The sequence below is a fragment of the Sporolactobacillus sp. Y61 genome, from assembly GCF_040529185.1.
In the GTDB taxonomy this organism is placed as follows: domain Bacteria; phylum Bacillota; class Bacilli; order Bacillales; family Sporolactobacillaceae; genus Sporolactobacillus.
On record NZ_CP159510.1, the window covers coordinates 793,770 to 810,394 of the forward strand.

13 protein-coding genes and 2 pseudogenes are annotated in these 16,625 nt (G+C 47.9%); 10 read left to right on the forward strand and 5 right to left on the reverse strand.

Annotated elements, in window-relative coordinates; genetic code table 11:
- Window positions 1-151 precede the first annotated feature (151 nt).
- Complete coding sequence (locus ABNN70_RS03990; RefSeq protein ID WP_353948807.1) at window positions 152-1,408, reverse strand: amino acid permease; 1,257 nt, start codon at window positions 1,406-1,408, stop codon at window positions 152-154.
- 147 nt (window positions 1,409-1,555) lie between these two features.
- Here ABNN70_RS03990 and ABNN70_RS03995 point away from each other — a divergent pair, with 147 nt between their 5' ends.
- From ABNN70_RS03995 to rpsR, 5 genes and pseudogenes are all read left to right on the forward strand, one after another.
- A complete protein-coding gene (locus ABNN70_RS03995; RefSeq protein ID WP_353948808.1) occupies window positions 1,556-2,500 on the forward strand; it encodes a LysR family transcriptional regulator in 945 nt (314 codons plus the stop codon).
- Window positions 2,501-2,774: 274 nt separating this feature from the next.
- Window positions 2,775-2,984, forward strand: a pseudogene (rpsF, locus tag ABNN70_RS04000) (30S ribosomal protein S6); the annotation flags it as partial.
- 173 nt (window positions 2,985-3,157) lie between these two features.
- Window positions 3,158-4,486: an IS1380 family transposase gene (locus tag ABNN70_RS04005; protein WP_129930918.1), complete on the forward strand. Its 1,329-nt coding sequence runs from the start codon at window positions 3,158-3,160 to the stop codon at window positions 4,484-4,486.
- A gap of 335 nt (window positions 4,487-4,821) precedes the next feature.
- Window positions 4,822-5,343, forward strand: a complete 522-nt coding sequence (gene ssb, locus ABNN70_RS04010) for a single-stranded DNA-binding protein (protein ID WP_129928567.1) — start codon at window positions 4,822-4,824, stop codon at window positions 5,341-5,343.
- Window positions 5,344-5,379: 36 nt separating this feature from the next.
- Window positions 5,380-5,610, forward strand: a complete 231-nt coding sequence (gene rpsR, locus ABNN70_RS04015; protein WP_353948809.1) for a 30S ribosomal protein S18 — start codon at window positions 5,380-5,382, stop codon at window positions 5,608-5,610.
- Between the two features lie 107 nt (window positions 5,611-5,717).
- Here rpsR and ABNN70_RS04020 read toward each other — a convergent pair whose 3' ends face one another.
- The 4 genes from ABNN70_RS04020 to ABNN70_RS04035 form a co-directional block, all read right to left on the reverse strand.
- Entirely contained in the window at window positions 5,718-6,290 is a 573-nt protein-coding gene (locus tag ABNN70_RS04020) for a DUF420 domain-containing protein (protein WP_353948810.1), read from the reverse strand.
- An 83-nt stretch (window positions 6,291-6,373) separates the two neighbouring features.
- The gene (locus ABNN70_RS04025; RefSeq protein ID WP_129928564.1) at window positions 6,374-7,021 is read right to left on the reverse strand and encodes an HD domain-containing protein; all 648 of its coding nucleotides are present in this window, start codon (window positions 7,019-7,021) and stop codon (window positions 6,374-6,376) included.
- Between the two features lie 1,246 nt (window positions 7,022-8,267).
- Window positions 8,268-8,729, reverse strand: coding sequence for a chemotaxis protein CheW (locus ABNN70_RS04030; protein WP_129928563.1), 462 nt, complete (start codon window positions 8,727-8,729; stop codon window positions 8,268-8,270).
- 72 nt (window positions 8,730-8,801) lie between these two features.
- On the reverse strand, window positions 8,802-9,734 hold the full coding sequence (locus tag ABNN70_RS04035; protein WP_353948811.1) for a cation diffusion facilitator family transporter: 933 nt from the start codon (window positions 9,732-9,734) through the stop codon (window positions 8,802-8,804).
- A 453-nt stretch (window positions 9,735-10,187) separates the two neighbouring features.
- Between ABNN70_RS04035 and ABNN70_RS04040 the strand changes: the two genes are divergently transcribed.
- The 5 genes and pseudogenes from ABNN70_RS04040 to ABNN70_RS04060 all read left to right on the forward strand — a co-directional run bounded on the left by ABNN70_RS04040 (window position 10,188) and on the right by ABNN70_RS04060 (window position 16,620).
- The gene (locus tag ABNN70_RS04040) at window positions 10,188-11,132 is read left to right on the forward strand and encodes a YybS family protein (protein WP_353948812.1); all 945 of its coding nucleotides are present in this window, start codon (window positions 10,188-10,190) and stop codon (window positions 11,130-11,132) included.
- Between the two features lie 59 nt (window positions 11,133-11,191).
- On the forward strand, window positions 11,192-13,168 hold the full coding sequence (locus tag ABNN70_RS04045; protein WP_353948813.1) for a DHH family phosphoesterase: 1,977 nt from the start codon (window positions 11,192-11,194) through the stop codon (window positions 13,166-13,168).
- Window positions 13,169-13,612, forward strand: coding sequence for a 50S ribosomal protein L9 (gene rplI, locus ABNN70_RS04050; protein ID WP_353948814.1), 444 nt, complete (start codon window positions 13,169-13,171; stop codon window positions 13,610-13,612).
- Between the two features lie 69 nt (window positions 13,613-13,681).
- Window positions 13,682-15,048: pseudogene (gene dnaB / locus ABNN70_RS04055) on the forward strand (replicative DNA helicase).
- A 285-nt stretch (window positions 15,049-15,333) separates the two neighbouring features.
- Window positions 15,334-16,620, forward strand: coding sequence for an adenylosuccinate synthase (locus ABNN70_RS04060; protein ID WP_353948815.1), 1,287 nt, complete (start codon window positions 15,334-15,336; stop codon window positions 16,618-16,620).
- Window positions 16,621-16,625 lie beyond the last annotated feature (5 nt).

The following is a 16,625-nucleotide window of genomic DNA, read 5'->3' on the forward strand; positions in this document are numbered from 1 at the left end:
GGTCGGGGACAGACCGAAAAAGAAAAGACATTGCCGGTTGCGATCCGATGTTTATCGGCGGCTGATTTTTAACTGCTTATTTTCATACAATAGAGCGATTGCTGGCATCCGTCGTTCTGCTTACGCCAGCGCTACGACCCCGTCCTTTCTTTTAATGTTCTTTTTTCCGGATGGAAGAGGCAGGATGCCTGGCATGTACTGTGCGAAGCCATGTCCAGACGGTCATTCCGACGATTGCGACGAGCACCCATTTAGCTGTGAAGATCAGCAGTGACAGAAGGCCGATACCAAGAAAAACAGAGCTCCATCGTATCCATTTTTCCTCCAGAAGGCGAAAAGCTGCCACAAGGCCGAGAAAAGCATTGCCGAGAAAAAATGTGTTGGCGATGGCGATGATCTGAACGAGGGTGATCAGCCGCAACTCGGCCAGCAGAAAAACTGTCAGGTGGACGGAGAACATAACGCTGAGCGCGGCAACGGGTACACCTTTTTTATTCCGATAAGCAAGAGGCGCCGGAAAGATACCTTTGTCGGCTTGAGCAGCGATAAGCCGGGAGACGCCGCCGATGACCATTATAACGGTGCTCAAACATAACGCGGCCGTGATCAGGGCGATCAACGGTTTTGCCTGGGAGCCGAAAAGAGAGCTAAGAATGAGATCCAGTTTTCCGCTGACGGGGACATGAAGCTTTTCCGGATCCACCCACTGCACAGCCGCCGCGACGGTCAGCGAGACAACGGCGATAACAAGACAGCTAAATATAATTGCCCGGTGAATCGTTTTTTTCGGCTGTCTGACTTCTCCGGTGTAGTTGCCGATAACCTCCCATCCGACAAGGCACCAGAACAGGAGTAGCAGGCTGTAGCCAAAAGCCGGCAGCTGGAACGGCGTCGAAAAGTCGATGCGTCCGCGGGCAACAAGCAGGGAATGGAGGGCACCGCTGACGAGGAGTAAAGTAATCGAACTGGACAGGATCAGCGAAAGCCTGCCCAGCGACGCGATGCTCATCGAAACAGCCGCATAGACAAGCATCAGCAACGCCAATAAGATAAAGGGACTGTCTTTCCCAGTCCACAGGCTGAGATAATCGGAAGCGGTGCTCAGCACGGCAATCGGCCCAAGACATACCGCGATGATCAGAAACATGGCGCCGAGATTTCGAAACGGTTTGCCGAGCGCCTGTTCGACGGCTTGCGCCGCCCCTGAATCACCTGGAAACCGAATGTACAATCTGCCAAACACGGCAGCAAACACAAAACTGACGATCATCGTCAGAAGCCAGGCTACGAGCGCGTAATCTCCGATCGTCCGGAAGATCAGCGGTGGAAGAATGATGATGCCGGATCCGAGAATCGGACCGATGATCAGTCCGCTCAGCAGGATCGGGCCGATTTTTTTCTTCCGCATGTCTTTCATCCCCCCTGTTTTTTCTTGAACCTTTTCATCTTTCGCAATATATTAAGTGTAACAGTGGTTTTTCAATCGGTAAAACGGATAATTTCGAATAAAACGATCGATAATTTCAATGAAACAAGCGGAAGGAGGATTCATCACGTGGAGATACGCCAGCTGCAGACGTTTATCACGGTAACCGACGTCAGGGGATTCAGCCGGGCTGCCGACAGCCTTGGCTACGCACAGTCAAGCATAACGGCACAAATACAGGGGCTGGAAGCGGAGATCGGGATACCTTTGTTTAACCGGCTCGGTAAAAAAATTACACTGACTGAAGCAGGAAAGCGGCTGCTCCCTTATGCCCGCCAAATCGTTGCGCTGCACGATTCGGCTCTGGCACAGACAAAAGAAAGCGGCATTCCGTCCGGAAAGATCGTGATCGGAGCCCCGGAATCACTCGCTGCTTATCGACTGCCCGCGGTGATTGACGCGTACCGCAGGCGCTATCCCCATGTGAAAATCATTTTGAAGCCGGGGATGTGCCAGCAACTGAGAGAGGAAGCAAAAAATGGTGAACTGGATGTTGCCTTTCTCCTGCAGGAAGAAGCGACGTTTCCCGATCTTCACACGGAAGTGCTCGTTCGCGAACCGATGGTGCTGATTGCCCCGCCACAGCATCCGTTAACGAAATCGGCGCGGCTCCGGCCAGCCGATCTCCAGGAAGAGCCCATTCTTTCAACGGAGCCGGGTTGCCGCTATCGGGAGTTGTTTGAAAGTTACATGAACCGGTGCGGAACGCCTGTCAGGACCGATCTGGAATTCTGGAATATCGAAGCAATCAAACAGTGTGTCATGTGCGGACTCGGCATTGCGTACTTGCCCTATGTAACGGTGAAATCAGAAATCAGGCAAAACAGACTGGTCGTTCTGCCGTGGCAGGACGATATCGTTCCGGTTGCGACCCAGCTCGTCTATCATCAATCAAAGTGGCTGTCCTCTGCCCTGCAGGCGTTTCTCCGGATGCTGCGTGTAAATGCACAGATGTGGCGGGAAGAAGTTGCCGATTTCGATCCGACCGGTTCACTGAGTAAAGGCAGTGGCTGATTCGTTCCGGACGAATACCTCATCCATAGTGGCAAGCATCGAGATGATCGCCATGAGTAACAGAAAGCACGTAAAAAGCGACGACAAAATGAGATATGAAAGGCTGTACCGTTTACAGCAAGACAACACAACGATGAGAATACCCGGCACGACAGAATCGGCCGCCCAATTTTTCTTGCATTGAAAGATAAAGTATGCTATCATTTTAATCTATGAGTGAGTAAACTTGCTCTCTGCTCCGTTGAGGGGCCGCTTAGTCCAAAGGGAGGTGAAAATCGTGCGCAAATATGAAATACTGTACATCCTGCGTCCGGATTTGGAAGACGATCAGGAAAAAGCCGTTAAGGAAAAGGTTGCTTCCATCCTGACGGATAATGGCGCCGAAATCAATGATGTCAAGGAAATGGGCAAACGCCGACTGGCCTATGAGATCAATGATTATAATACCGGTGTCTATGTTGATTTGTTTGTAACAGCCGACAATAAAGCAACCTAGAATATTCATGGCCCGCGGTATGAACTTTACTTGTCGTTGAGCCACCAAGGTTTACAGCGATTTTCACTTTTCACCTGAAAAGTGAAAAAAGGAAATGAAAAAGGAGCTCATTCCTTGTATGATTAAGTTAAGCGAAAACAAACATACAGGGGGCTCCTCATATGTCCAGTGTAAAGGAATCAACGTTCCACTTCAATAAAAAGATTAAGGCCAGTTTCTCAGGCGGCGCGCTTTCTTCTGATTCCGGCTTATTACTTTATCGAGAATTCGATGAAAAGACTGGCCTCAGTGAGTTGATCCAGGAAAAACTGTACGTGAACGATCCGGTCACTCATGCCAGGCACACCAACCCAAAGGTGGTGATTCAGAAAATCTATCAGCACCTGGCTGGCTATCACACCGACGACCAGGCCGATGAGTTGGGAACAGATCCCATATTCACGACCCTGCTTGAGAAGAAGCACCTGGCTTCCCAACCGCGGCTGTCCCGCTTTAATCAACGCGTGGATGCCGACACCGTTCAATCGCTGGAAGCCGTCAATCAAGCTTACCTGGATCGACTCTATGCCCTCAGGCCCAGTCAGCAGGTAGTGCTTGACGTGGATTCAGCCAATTTTGAGACCGCCGGGCATCAGGAAGGGACGGCCTACAATGCCCATTACCAGGACACCGGCTACCATCCGCTTCTCCTGTTTGACTCGCTGACCGGCTACTGCCTGAAAGCCGAACTACGTTCCGGCAATGTCTACACCTCCCGTGGTGTCGTCGATTTTATCCGTCCGGTGCTGGCACACTATCGCTCGCTCAATCCCGGACAGGATCTGGCCGTCCGGGGAGACAGTGGCTTCGCCGTTCCCGGGCTGTACAGCTTGTGTGAGGAAAAAGAGGTTTTTTACGCCATCCGTTTGAAGGCCAACCCCCGGTTGGCTGAAAAAGCACAGCGGCTTGTGGAAGCCCGTCAGAAAAAGCACGCCATGCCAGTCGGTTCTTCAGTCGTGTTTTATCGTGAATTTCAGTACCAGGCGGCTTCCTGGGATCAGGCCCGGCGAGTTGTTGTGAAACTGGAGCGCCCGGAAGGTGAGCTCTTTTTCCAGCCGACCTTTATTGTCACGAATATGAGCCTTCCCGCTAAACGCGTCATTAAATTCTATCAAAACCGGGGCACGATGGAAAACCTGATCAAGGAAGGCAAGAACGGTTTTGCCTTTGATCAGCTGAGCAGCACCCGTTTTGAAGCCAACGCGGTGAAACTGCAGATTCGTATGCTGGCAAGCAATATTGAAGCCGGGTTTCGCCTGCTCTGTCTGCCGAAATCCGCTAAAAAGAAGCGGCTTTGTATGGATACTGTGCGCCTTCGCCTGATCAAGATTGCCGGCAGGCTCGTTCATTCCGGCCGTTCGCTCATTTTCCGACTCTGCAGTCACTGTCTTTACCAAAAGGTCTTCCGGCAGACGCTGGATCAAATCCATCGGTTGCCGGCATTGGCATAGTGTCCAGACCATCAATCTTAAAAAATTCAGAATTTCTGTTGGAAACGACGGGATTCGTCTGCCCTGAAAACGAGAAAATGGCTGTCCGCATGTTCCATGCGGGCCAACAGGCATTCAAAATCATCGTTAAGTTGTTCGCTTAGTAAAAATCTGTAAAATCCTTTGCGAAATTACCACCTAAACCATAGAAAATAAGCTGCTATGAATAATTCAGGAAGCAATTAATGAATTTGATCGTCTTGTGAAAATCAATGATGATGTCATTCGATTTATGACCATTAAAGACGAACGCAAGCCGGAAGAAGTAAAATAAAACAGGAATCGGGGGGATTCTGTTGATTAATCGGGTCGTGCTTGTCGGACGGCTTACCAAAACTCCGGAACTCCGTTATACACCAAATGGAGTGGCTGTAACAAGTTTTACCCTTGCTGTGGACCGTCCGTTTTCAAATCAGCAGGGTGAACGTGAAGCAGATTTTATTCCGGTAGTTGTCTGGCGCAGACAGGCAGAGAATGTGGCGAATTTCCTGAACAAGGGAAGTCTGGCTGGTGTCGACGGACGGATCCAGACACGCAATTATGAAAATAATGAAGGCCGGAGAGTATATGTGACCGAAGTCGTTGCCGACAGTGTTCAGTTTCTTGAACCCAAGGGTGCAAGACACAATGGTACTAATAACGGAGGGAATGCCGCTCCTGCCCCCACAGGAGATCATAACGGCTACGCCTCGCAGAAACAACAAGCGAGGCGCCCGAATGAAAATGGCAACAGTGATCAGAATGCCCCTTCTTTTGACGATCCCTTCGCAAATGACAGCAAACCAATCAATATATCGGATGATGATCTGCCGTTCTGACAGGCATCCGACGAATAAAAGAGGAGGTGCACGGATATGGGTATGCGCAGATCTCGCGGTAAACGCCGTAAAGTATGCTATTTCACAGTAAATCACATTACTTATATTGATTATAAAGATGTTGATCTGCTGAGAAGGTTCATTTCCGAGCGAGGAAAGATCCTGCCCCGTCGTGTAACAGGAACCAGTGCGAAGTACCAGCGTCCGCTGACCAGAGCGATTAAACGCGCCCGTCAGATGGCCCTGCTTCCCTATACAGCGGAATAAACAGATAAAAAAGCAGTGGCAGCCAAAAAGGCTGCCGCTGCTTTTTTAAAGTATCAGAAAAACGAATCCTCTGGCGGCGTCTGCGGTTTGCCGGTCAGCAATGTTCCTTAATAATAAGGAGCCATCATCAGATAGACAACGACGCCTGTCAGGCTGACATAGAGCCAAATTGGCATGGTCCAGCGAACAATCCGTTTATGCTTTCGCACCTGCATCGTCCAGCCCCAGACCGTTGCAAACGGAGCAAGGAAAACAACCAGGGCGGCAAGTGTACTGTGCGTAATCAGAATAAAAAAGTAAATCGGGCGAACCGATCCGGTACCGCCGAAGTGTGCAGGCGGGGCAATAAAATGAAAGGAAAGATATGACAAAAGGAACAGAAAGGTTGTCGTGAAGGCAGCAAGAATAAATCCGCGGTGCAGATTAATCTTTTTTTTCTTAATGGCAATAAGTGCGGCGACAAGAAAAATAAAGGTAAAACTGTTAAATACGGCGTTAAGTTTAGGAAGAATATAAATATCGTCGTTCACTTTCCCCTGATAGCCAATAAATGGTGCAAAAAACAACAGCAAAATGGCGACATTGGCAAGGATTGCGAAAGTGATGATCGGGAGGGCGTAATTCTTCCCTTTTTTGTCATGTATGCGTTCAGTGTCTGCCCTTTGTATCCTTTTATCCATTATGACTCTCCTTAACTTTCAGATTAACATTCAATCTCACTTTCTATGATAGGGGAGAACCGTAATGGAAGCAAGAAGAAGCCTCAGGGGTTATCTTTGTTTTCAGAAAGCAGATTTGTCGTAATTTCTTTGATCCGTTTCTGCTCGGTTGTTTCCTCTTCAATCAATTCTTTCAGGATCACATGGATAAAATAGGAGACTGACGGCATTTCTCTGAATTTGATAATCGAGGACAGAGCTTCCTGATAAATCTGGAAAAACAGGGGCTCAGGGTTTCCCTTCTGTATTTCGCCGTATGCTTCATAAAGCAGATCGATCTTATCAGCAACGGACAGGATGCGTCCTTCGAGTGAATCGTCTTTTCCTTCTTTAAATCGGCTTTCATAGACTTTCCTGAATTCAGGAGGAAACTGATGATCCAGAAATTCCTGTGTCATGGAACCTTCCACCTGAGAGAAAAGCTCTCTTAATTTAGGGAGTGCATATTTGACCGGGGTTTTAATATCCCCTGTGAACAGTTCGGAATAATCATGATTAATAGCCCGTTCATAGACTTTTTTCCAGTCTACCGTGTGACCGCTTTGATCTTCTACTGTCGCGAGAAACTGAGCGATTGTCGCGACTTTAAAAGAATGACTGGCAACGGAATGCTCCTGATACTTGAAAACGCCCGGGCAGCGATAAATACCTTCCAGGTCCGAAAGGCTTTGAAAATATTTATGAATGCCCATCATTAATTCCCCCTTTCATATCATGTCTGTGTACTCTGAATAAATAATTCTGATCAGTATAGACTTCATCAGGAAAAGAGTCAACGGGTTTGTTCTGTTTCGAACTTTTTACGATGTTGATTTTTTCTTTTTTATCTCAAACAGGAATCCGTTATTTTTCGCATTGTCAAAGCTTTGCCTGCTGATTTTGTTAGATTTTCTCATGATTTTTGAAGTGATTCCCGAATGAGCTGAAAAAAGGCAGACGGCTCCTGTTATCCACAATTTTGGTTTTTAAAATGGCTGGTGATGGGGTTATCCACATGTGGATAACTTTTCAGACGGTAACCCGGCTTCTCATTTTTTCCGATTGTTTTTCTTTGATACGTTTCAGAGCCTGCCAGCATCACGAGAGAGCCGGTCCGCATCGGATATGCATTTTTGTCATGCCTCGGATTGTGTGCACTTCAAAACCGGGGGAAGCGCCCAGCCGACTGCTGACTCGCTCAACGGCTGTCCGTTTATTGTAGAGCCGTTGCGGCTTATAGTTCGCCCGATCAACAGGCGTGAAGACACGCCGATTGTCGGAAAATGACACCCTCATACCCTGAGTGATCAGGCATGAGGCTGGCCTCTTACAGGTGAGTCCTTACCGTTTGGCCGGGCCAATCTTCTTCAGCGTATTGTGAATCCTTTCAAAGTAGCCATAGGCTATGTCCCGTCTTGGAGAGCTTTCATCCCACTTTCCTTTAAATAGGATGTTTTGTGCTTAGAGCAAAAAGTAAAATAAGCGGATACTTTCCGGTTAGGGGCAGAACGGCACGCTTTTCGGAGGGGAGATAAGCAGAATTTTTTCCGATTAGGCCAGGCAAAAAGCTCCTTTATCCCGTTTCTCTAGTCAATAGGCGGAATCTCTCCACCTATTTTAGTTATTCATAAATTTAATTACCGAGTAAGTAGAATTTTTCCGTCTATTCATCTGACCATGCGCTTAACTGATCCCCCAACCGATAAGAGCACATCTCAGGAAACCTCCACCTGTATTTTTCATCATGTTGGGATAAATTTCCCCGATCGTCCCAGATTTTTGATCATACGACTTCAGAATTTCCCCTGTTTTGGGAGAAAATAATTTCAGAATTCCTTATCATCCCTTTTAATCCACATTGCAATCAGCTTTCCATTTCTTAAGAAGTATGACGGATAGACGGTTGAGAAAAGCCGGGTCACTGGCCGCGTCTGCAGCTTGTCGGTCAACAGGTTCTCTTTAATATCCGGCACTTTTTCTGACGGATTGATTCAGCCGGCTGATGTTCGCCATGACAGCGCCACTGTCTAAAAGCGGCAGTTCTTTATCCTTCAGGAGGACCTTTTTTGATCGGAGGGGCAGATCACAGGCATATAGTTGTTCAGAAGAAAAGGAAATCGTGTCCCGGACAGCGTCTGCTTCAAGGGCACAGGCCCCGGAAGCAGACTGGCAGATGATGTATTTTTTATCCTCCGGCTTCAGTGCAGGGGAATATCCCGCCTCTAACAGTCCGGAAAGATCGAACAGAGGAAGCACTTCGCCTCTGTTTAGAATCAGTCCTGCAAAACAGGGATGCGTGACCGGAACATCAATTGCAGGAATGGGTTCAAGAATTTCCCGAACGTCACGTATCAGGAGTCCGACTGTTATGTCGCCGATGAGTAAGGTAAGGGCGACGTGGGTTGTTGTATCTGATGACATCAGTTGCACCTTCTGTTCATAATTTGATTCTTTATCACCTGTAGAATATATCGGTGTGTCATCGGATAATGATTATTTTTTTAAATCAGGAACAGAATCGGGTTCGACAATTTTCTTTCCCTCATACCAGGGATTGATGTGGATCAGGACTTCTTCTACATCAGGAAATTTCGCCATGATTTTTTTGCGAATCTCCTCTGTAATGTCGTCACCTTCCTGAATATTCAGGGAGGCGGGCAGACGGATCTGGGCATCAATCAGGATAACGTTACCGTGTTCCCTTGCCCGCAGAATATCGATCTTTTTTACTTCCGGAAAAGAAAGAAAGACCGCTTTGTACTTTTCCTGTATGTCTTCATCGACACTGCTGTCCATAAGCACATTGGTCGTTTTTTTTATCATAATCACAGCAATTCTCAGTACGAGAAAAGAAACGACAATGCCGGCAACAGGGTCGCAATAATGTGAATAAGGCAATCCCAGAATCTGACCGATCCATCCGATACCCAGTCCGACGGCAGCGGCAGATGAGGCATAGATATCGGCCAGATGATCAGAAGCAGTCGCCCGCAGGCTTTTGCTGTGATAAGCTAAAGCTGCTTTATTTGTATAAATATACAGGAACCATTTCCAGACAGCAGAGACAGCAGCTGCAGCAAACGCCCACACGCTGACGGGTGAAGCCGGTTCGAAAAGGGCCCTGACGGCATCAAAGATCAGAAATGCTGCAGCAGCAATGAGTATCAGAGCAACAAAGGCAGAAGAGATATCTTCCGCCTTGCCATGCCCGTAAGGATGTTCGATGTCGGCGGGATGGTTCGACCATTTCATTGATCCAATGGTTGCGACAGACGCGATCACATCCCCTCCGTTATGAACACCGTCGGCGACGAGTGCGGTACTGTGGAAAAAGATACCGAAGACAATCTTGATCACAGTCAGAAAAAAGTTGCTGATCAGGCTGACCCATGCGGCGAACAGGGCTTTTGGACCTTCATAGGGCATGATTATTCACCCCGCTCACAAAGTTTGCCTGAGGCAAATTATTCATCATAAAAGACAATCCGATTTCGAATTGTCTTTTAAAAGATATATTTTGTTTATATTTATTCATATCCGCATACATACGGCATCAGCTCTCCAGAATTGCCGACAAACGGTCGGAACGTAAAAACACCCGCTTCAGTATTTCATACCGGCGACGGGCTTCATGTAAAACGCTTTCTTAATTATATTATCGAGACTATTATACACATGATACAGAGAAAAGACAAGGCAGAGGAATCGCCCTCTTCGTAAGGCTTCCAATCGGTCCTGTTTTTATATTATAATGAAACTTATGGGCAGTATCCGTTAATCTGCCTGATCATTCCAGGAAATGGCTCGTTTAGATCCCGTAGCAGACTGCCAGTAAAATGGTTATGTTGTACGTCCGTTCCTGTACAGAGGTGCCTGATAATGAAGAATAAAAACGCCCTGTTTCATGGGCTTTTGACACTCTTGTTTCTGAGTCTGTTACTGATTGTAACGGTATATGTGCCAGCTGTCTCTTTGCTGACAATCTGGCTGATACCGGTTCCACTCATGTATCTCACAGCAAAATTTAGCTGGCCATATGGATTGGCCGGGTTCATTGCTGCAGCGGCGGTCCTGCTTATTATTCTGCCTGGACCGGGAGCTGTCATTCCGATCTTTTTCATGATCATTGGGTGTGTCATGGGAGAGATTATCCATCGTAAGAAGCCCGCATTTGCCGTCCTTCTGGGAGGAAGTCTTGCCAGTATTGCCGTTCTGATTTTGTATCTGGCCTTTTCCGTTCTTGTCATGAAATTCAATCCCATTACGGCATTTAAAGATATTGCGTCGCAGTCTATTGAACTTTCACTGAATCAGTTCGGCTCCCTTCTGAATCAGGATAAAGGGAAACTGCTTGAATTTTACAGAAACCAGCTGGATTATCTGGGTTATCTGGCGCCCTCATTGCTCGTCATGATCGGCGTTTTTTACTCGCTTATTGTTGAGCTGATCGCCCTTCCCCTTCTCAGGTTGCTGAAGGTGGATGTCCCCGGATGGATCCCTTTTCGGTCATGGCAGGTTCCGAGGAGCCTGATCTGGCTTTATCTGTTCGTCCTGGTTATCCAGTTATTCGTGCCGGCTGAGTCTGGAACATCATTCTATACGGCCCTGATTAATATAGAGTTTGTGTTCCAGATTTTACTTGCTATCCAGGGGCTGAGTTTTATTTTTTATTTTATGTACGTGAAAAAAGTGCCCATTGCCGTACCCATCCTCATAACAGTCGTTGTTCTGATTTTCAGTTTTCCACTGCTGCAATTGGTGTGGATATTGGGTATAATTGACCTTGGTTTCAACCTGCGCAAACGTATCCGCGGGAAACAGTAAAGTAAGGAAAATGAATCATGCGAAACAGGCGGAATATGGGCCTCAGGAGCTGAATAGACGTGTCAAATAAATTTAAACATCGATGGCGCAGCGACCTGCTTATTATCCTGGGTGTGCTGTGTCTTCTCTTTATCACATTCACGGCGTTCCTGAACTGGATGCTTGCTCTGGCCGGACTGGTTATTCTCGCCCTTGCCATCACCTGGTTTATTTTTAATGAAACGCAATTTGATAAAGAACTGATTGAGTATGTTGCCGGACTCTCTTACCGACTGAAAAAAGTCGGAGGTGAGGCACTGCTGCAAATGCCGATTGGTATTATCCTGTACGATGATACAGGAGAGATCGAGTGGTGCAATCCGGAAATGGACACCATTGCCGGAAGTCATACGACGCACATAGGTAAAGCCCTTGATGATATTTCCGGTGAGATTAATCAACTCATTTTGTCGGATAAAGACTCGGATATTCTTACGATAAGGGACAGGAAGTACAGGGTACGGCTGAGACGGGATGACCGTCTGCTCTATTTTGCCGATATCACAGATGTTCTTGAAATTAAGAAGAATTATTATAATGAACAATCGGTTCTTGCCCTTATTTTTCTTGATAATTATGACGAAGTGACACAGGGGCTGGAGGATCAGGTCAGGAGCACAATAAATAATGAAGCGACTTCCCTGATTAAAGCCTGGGCACAGCATTACGGGATCTATTTGCGCCGTACTGCCTCCGACCGCTTTCTTGCGGTGATGAATGAAAAACTGTTAAAACATGTAGAAGCAGATCATTTTTCCATTCTTGATCAGGTACGTAAAGTCACGGTACCATTAAGTCATATTCCTTTGACACTCAGTATCGGTGTCGGGGCGGGTGCGGAATCACTTGAGGAACTGGGCACGTACAGTCAGTCGGCACTTGATCTCGGGCTGGGTCGTGGCGGTGACCAGGCCGTGATTAAAAGGCCGGACGGAAATGTGAAGTTTTATGGTGGAAAATCTAACCCGATTGAAAAAAGGACCCGTGTCCGTGCCAGGGTCATCTCCCATGCTCTGTCCGAACTGATGCTGGAAAGCGATCAGGTGATGATTATGGGCCATCAGGCACCGGATCTTGACGCCATCGGTTCCTGCATCGGATTGTTGAAAATTGCCCATGCCAACGGCCGGAGCGCGAAAATAGTGATGGATCGTCAGAAAAATGTCACAGGTGTTGCCCGACTGCTTGACGAAATAAAAAAGCACAAAAATCTGTGGACAAGCTTCATCTCTGCAGAGCAGGCCCATGCCGAAGTCACCAGGCGGACGCTCGTGATTGTTGCAGATACGCACAGGCCGTCGATGGTCGTCGACCGGACACTGCTTGATGATGTTCACCGGGTGGTTGGGATTGATCATCATCGGCGCGCTGAGGAATTTGTAAAAGATCCTGTCCTGGTTTATATGGAGCCCTATGCCTCGTCGACATCGGAACTGGTGACGGAGCTGCTGGAGTATCAGTCGAATGAGCGTCCACTTGACGTCATTGAAGCGACAGCGATGCTGGGCGGTATTGCCGTTGACACGAAGAATTTCACCCTCCGCACAGGGTTTCGTACATTTGATGCAGCCTCATATCTTCGGGCACATGGCGCAGATACAATTCTTGTTCAGAAATTTTTAAGTGACGATCTTGAGCAGTTTAACCAGCGTGCCGCACTCATCCACAGGACAAAGATCTATCGCCCGAAAGTTGCGATTGTGACTGGTGATCAGGACAAGACCTATGATCAGGTGCTGCTTGCCCAGACAGCAGATACACTGCTGATGCTGGAAGGAATCAGGACCTCTTTTGTCATTGGTATGAGAGAGGATGGGAAAGTGGGTATCAGTGCCCGCTCGCTCGGTGATATGAATGTCCAGATCATAATGGAGAGTCTTGGGGGCGGCGGTCATTTAAATACTGCTGCGACACAGCTCGAACACGAGAGCGTCTCATCGGCGGAAGAAAAAGTGAAACAGGCGATTGACCGTTATATTGAAGGAGGTTTGTCATAAATGAAAGTCATTTTTGTGAAAGACGTGAAAGGAAAAGGCCGTTCAGGCGAAATCAAAGAGGTCTCTGAAGGCTATGCCCGCAATTATCTGTTTCCACAGAATCTGGCTGTCGCGGCAAATAAAAGCAGCCTGAGCCAGCTTGCTGCAAGAAAGAGGAAAAAGAAACAGAATGAAGAAAAAGAACGTCAGGAAGCTGAATCATTGAAAGCAAAAATCGAAAAAGTAACCGTTGAGCTGCAGGCAAAATCAGGTGAAGGAGGCAGATTGTTCGGCTCGATCACGAGTAAACAAATTGCCCAGGCACTGAAAAAGATGGATATCACCATTGATAAAAGAAAGATCGACCTCGCTGAGCCGATTCGTTCACTTGGATACACGGATGTTCCGCTGAAACTGCACCCGGATGTAACAGCAAAGGTTAAGGTACATGTGCAAGAACAGTAAAATGTCTGAAACAATATTTTTTTCATGCTTCAAGACCTGAGAGTGGGTGCCTAAGGGAGGAGAAAGAAAATGAGTGATTTATTTGCTGACCGGACTCCTCCGCACAATACGGAAGCGGAGCAGGCGGTGCTGGGTGCCATATTTCTGGAACCCGCGGCAGTCGTCACAGCTTCAGAGCTTCTCGTACCCGAGGATTTTTACCATACCGGCAATCAGCTGATCTTTTCCGTTATGCTGAGTCTGTCTGATCGAAATGAGCCGGTTGACGTTGTCACAGTGACCAACGCTCTGCAGACGGGAAAACACCTCGAAGAAGTTGGCGGGGTCTCCTATCTTGCGGATTTGGCCGGTTCAGCGCCGACAGCAGCAAATATTGAATACTACTGTCATATTGTTGCGGAAAAATCACTGCTCCGCCGGCTGATCCGTACAGCCACACACATCGTTTCCGATGGCTATACCCGGGATGATGATGTGGAGACGATCGTTGACGATGCCGAACGGGAGATCCTTGAAGTCTCCGAACGGAAGCGGGCCGGTGAATTCCGCCCGATCAAAGATGTCCTGATCGAAACATACGATAATATCGAAGCATTGCACAGTCGTAAAGACGATGTGACGGGAACACCAACGGGATTCATGGAACTGGACCGGATGACTGCCGGCTTTCAGAAAAGTGATCTCATTATTGTTGCCGCCCGCCCATCCGTAGGTAAGACGGCCTTTGCCTTGAATATTGCTCAGAATGTGGCCACGAAAAGTGATGCCAATGTAGCGATTTTCAGTCTGGAAATGGGCGCCCGTCAGCTGGCCATGCGTATGCTCTGTGCTGAAGGAAATATCGATGCCCAGAAGCTGCGTACAGGAAACCTTGAAGATGATGACTGGCAAAAACTGACAATGGCGATGGGCAGCCTGTCGCGTGCCGGAATCTATATTGACGATTCACCGGGATCCGGGTTAATGATATACGGGCAAAATGCCGGAGACTTAAGCAGGAAAAAGGACTGGATCTTGTGATCATTGACTATCTTCAGCTGATTACGGGGACAGGCAGCATGCATCGCCAGGAAAACCGGCAGCAGGAAGTGTCCGAGATTTCCCGGACACTAAAAGCTATGGCACGTGAACTGGATGTGCCGGTCATTGCCCTGTCACAGCTCTCAAGAGGTGTAGAAGCACGTCAGGACAAGCGCCCCATGATGAGCGATATCCGCGAATCAGGCAGTATCGAGCAGGATGCCGATGTCGTCGCTTTTCTCTATCGGGACGATTATTACAATAAAGAAAGCGAAAAACAAAACATTATCGAAATTATAATTGCCAAACAGCGTAATGGTCCGGTAGGCACCGTCGAGCTGGCTTTTATTAAGGAATACAATAAGTTTGTCAATATTGACAGGAAACATCAGGACGACATTCCCCGTGGTGCATAAGTCATTTTATCTGCTTTTTGAATGTACAAAAATGAAATATGAAATTTTTGCGGAAGCTACTGCCGGGGGTCAGAGACTTGTCGGCAGGCACCTTTTCTTCGTAATAAATCCGAACGAATCTGGTTTTTTAAATACAAATGTTCGTATTTTGCATTGACTTATACAGAGGAGACCTGTTAGACTGAACAGGGATCTTTGATGCCCGAAATTTACCGGATGTATAAACAAGTTGCAAACTGGAACAGAAATTTTAAATTTTTAAGGATGAGCTAGGGGGCTGGATGGATGTCTTCTGTAGTTGTTGTTGGTGCTCAGTGGGGCGATGAAGGAAAAGGAAAAATCACGGATTACCTTTCGGAAAATTCAGAAGTGGTCTCCCGTTATCAGGGAGGCGACAATGCCGGCCACACGATCGTCTGGAATGGCAAAACGTATAAATTAAGACTGATGCCGTCGGGAATCCTGTATTCTGAAAAAATCTGCGTTCTCGGTAATGGCATGGTGATCAATCCAAAATCGCTCTGCAACGAACTGGACTACATGGAGAAAAGGGGCATACCGACTGATCATCTGCGCATCAGTAATCGCGCACATATCGTACTGCCTTACCATATCAGACTGGATATTCTTGAAGAAGAACGAAAAGGTGCATCAAAAATAGGAACGACTCAGAAAGGGATCGGGCCGGCTTATATGGATAAAGCGGCGAGAACCGGGATTCGAATGGCAGATTTGCTTGAACCGGAGACGTTCAGAGAAAAACTGTTAAGGAATCTGGCACAGAAGAATCGTCTGCTTGAAAAAATGTATGAGAGCGATGGCTTTAATATTGACGATATTTATGGTGAATATCTGGCCTATGGCGAGCGGCTGCGCCACCTCGTCTGTGACACTTCGGCAGTCCTGAATGAAGCTCTGGATGCCGGGCGGCGCGTGCTGTTCGAAGGGGCGCAGGGTTGCATGCTGGATATCGATCAGGGGACCTATCCTTTTGTGACCTCTTCCAATCCGGTTGCCGGGGGTGTGACCATAGGCGCCGGTGTCGGCCCGACAAAGATTAATCATGTTGTGGGCTGCGCAAAGGCTTATACGACACGCGTGGGTGACGGTCCGTTTCCTACTGAACTGACCAATGCCACTGGTGACCGGATTCGTGAGACGGGTCATGAGTATGGAACCGTGACGGGCCGGCCGCGCCGGGTCGGCTGGCTGGATACGGTTGTTCTGCGTCATTCCCGCCGCGTCAGCGGACTGACGGACCTGTCACTGAACTGTGTCGATGTGCTGACCGGGCTTGAGACAGTAAAGATCTGCAAGGCGTACGAATATAACGGCGAAGTGATCCATGAGTTTCCGGCAAGCCTGAAGGTTCTGGCGGCCTGCAAACCGGTTTATGAGGAAATGCCGGGCTGGTCGGAGGACATCACGGGAGCCCGTTCACTTTCTGATCTGCCGCAGAATGCGCGTCACTATATGGAACGCATTTCTCAGCTGTCCGAAGTGCCGTTATCCCTCTTTTCTGTTGGACCCGACCGGTCGCAGACGATTGAAGTGCGCAGTGTTTTTGCCTGAAGAAA

What these genes read in the sequence shown, in the direction of transcription:
- ABNN70_RS03990 (WP_353948807.1), bottom strand. Translation starts at nt 1,408, where the DNA reads ATGCGGAAGAAAAAAATCGGCCCGATCCTGCTGAGCGGACTGATCATC.
- ABNN70_RS04005 (WP_129930918.1), top strand. Translation starts at nt 3,158, where the DNA reads ATGTCCAGTGTAAAGGAATCAACGTTCCACTTCAATAAAAAGATTAAG.
- rpsR (WP_353948809.1), top strand. Translation starts at nt 5,380, where the DNA reads ATGGGTATGCGCAGATCTCGCGGTAAACGCCGTAAAGTATGCTATTTC.
- ABNN70_RS04020 (WP_353948810.1), bottom strand. Translation starts at nt 6,290, where the DNA reads ATGGATAAAAGGATACAAAGGGCAGACACTGAACGCATACATGACAAA.
- ABNN70_RS04025 (WP_129928564.1), bottom strand. Translation starts at nt 7,021, where the DNA reads ATGGGCATTCATAAATATTTTCAAAGCCTTTCGGACCTGGAAGGTATT.
- ABNN70_RS04030 (WP_129928563.1), bottom strand. Translation starts at nt 8,729, where the DNA reads ATGTCATCAGATACAACAACCCACGTCGCCCTTACCTTACTCATCGGC.
- ABNN70_RS04035 (WP_353948811.1), bottom strand. Translation starts at nt 9,734, where the DNA reads ATGCCCTATGAAGGTCCAAAAGCCCTGTTCGCCGCATGGGTCAGCCTG.
- ABNN70_RS04040 (WP_353948812.1), top strand. Translation starts at nt 10,188, where the DNA reads ATGAAGAATAAAAACGCCCTGTTTCATGGGCTTTTGACACTCTTGTTT.
- rplI (WP_353948814.1), top strand. Translation starts at nt 13,169, where the DNA reads ATGAAAGTCATTTTTGTGAAAGACGTGAAAGGAAAAGGCCGTTCAGGC.
- ABNN70_RS04060 (WP_353948815.1), top strand. Translation starts at nt 15,334, where the DNA reads ATGTCTTCTGTAGTTGTTGTTGGTGCTCAGTGGGGCGATGAAGGAAAA.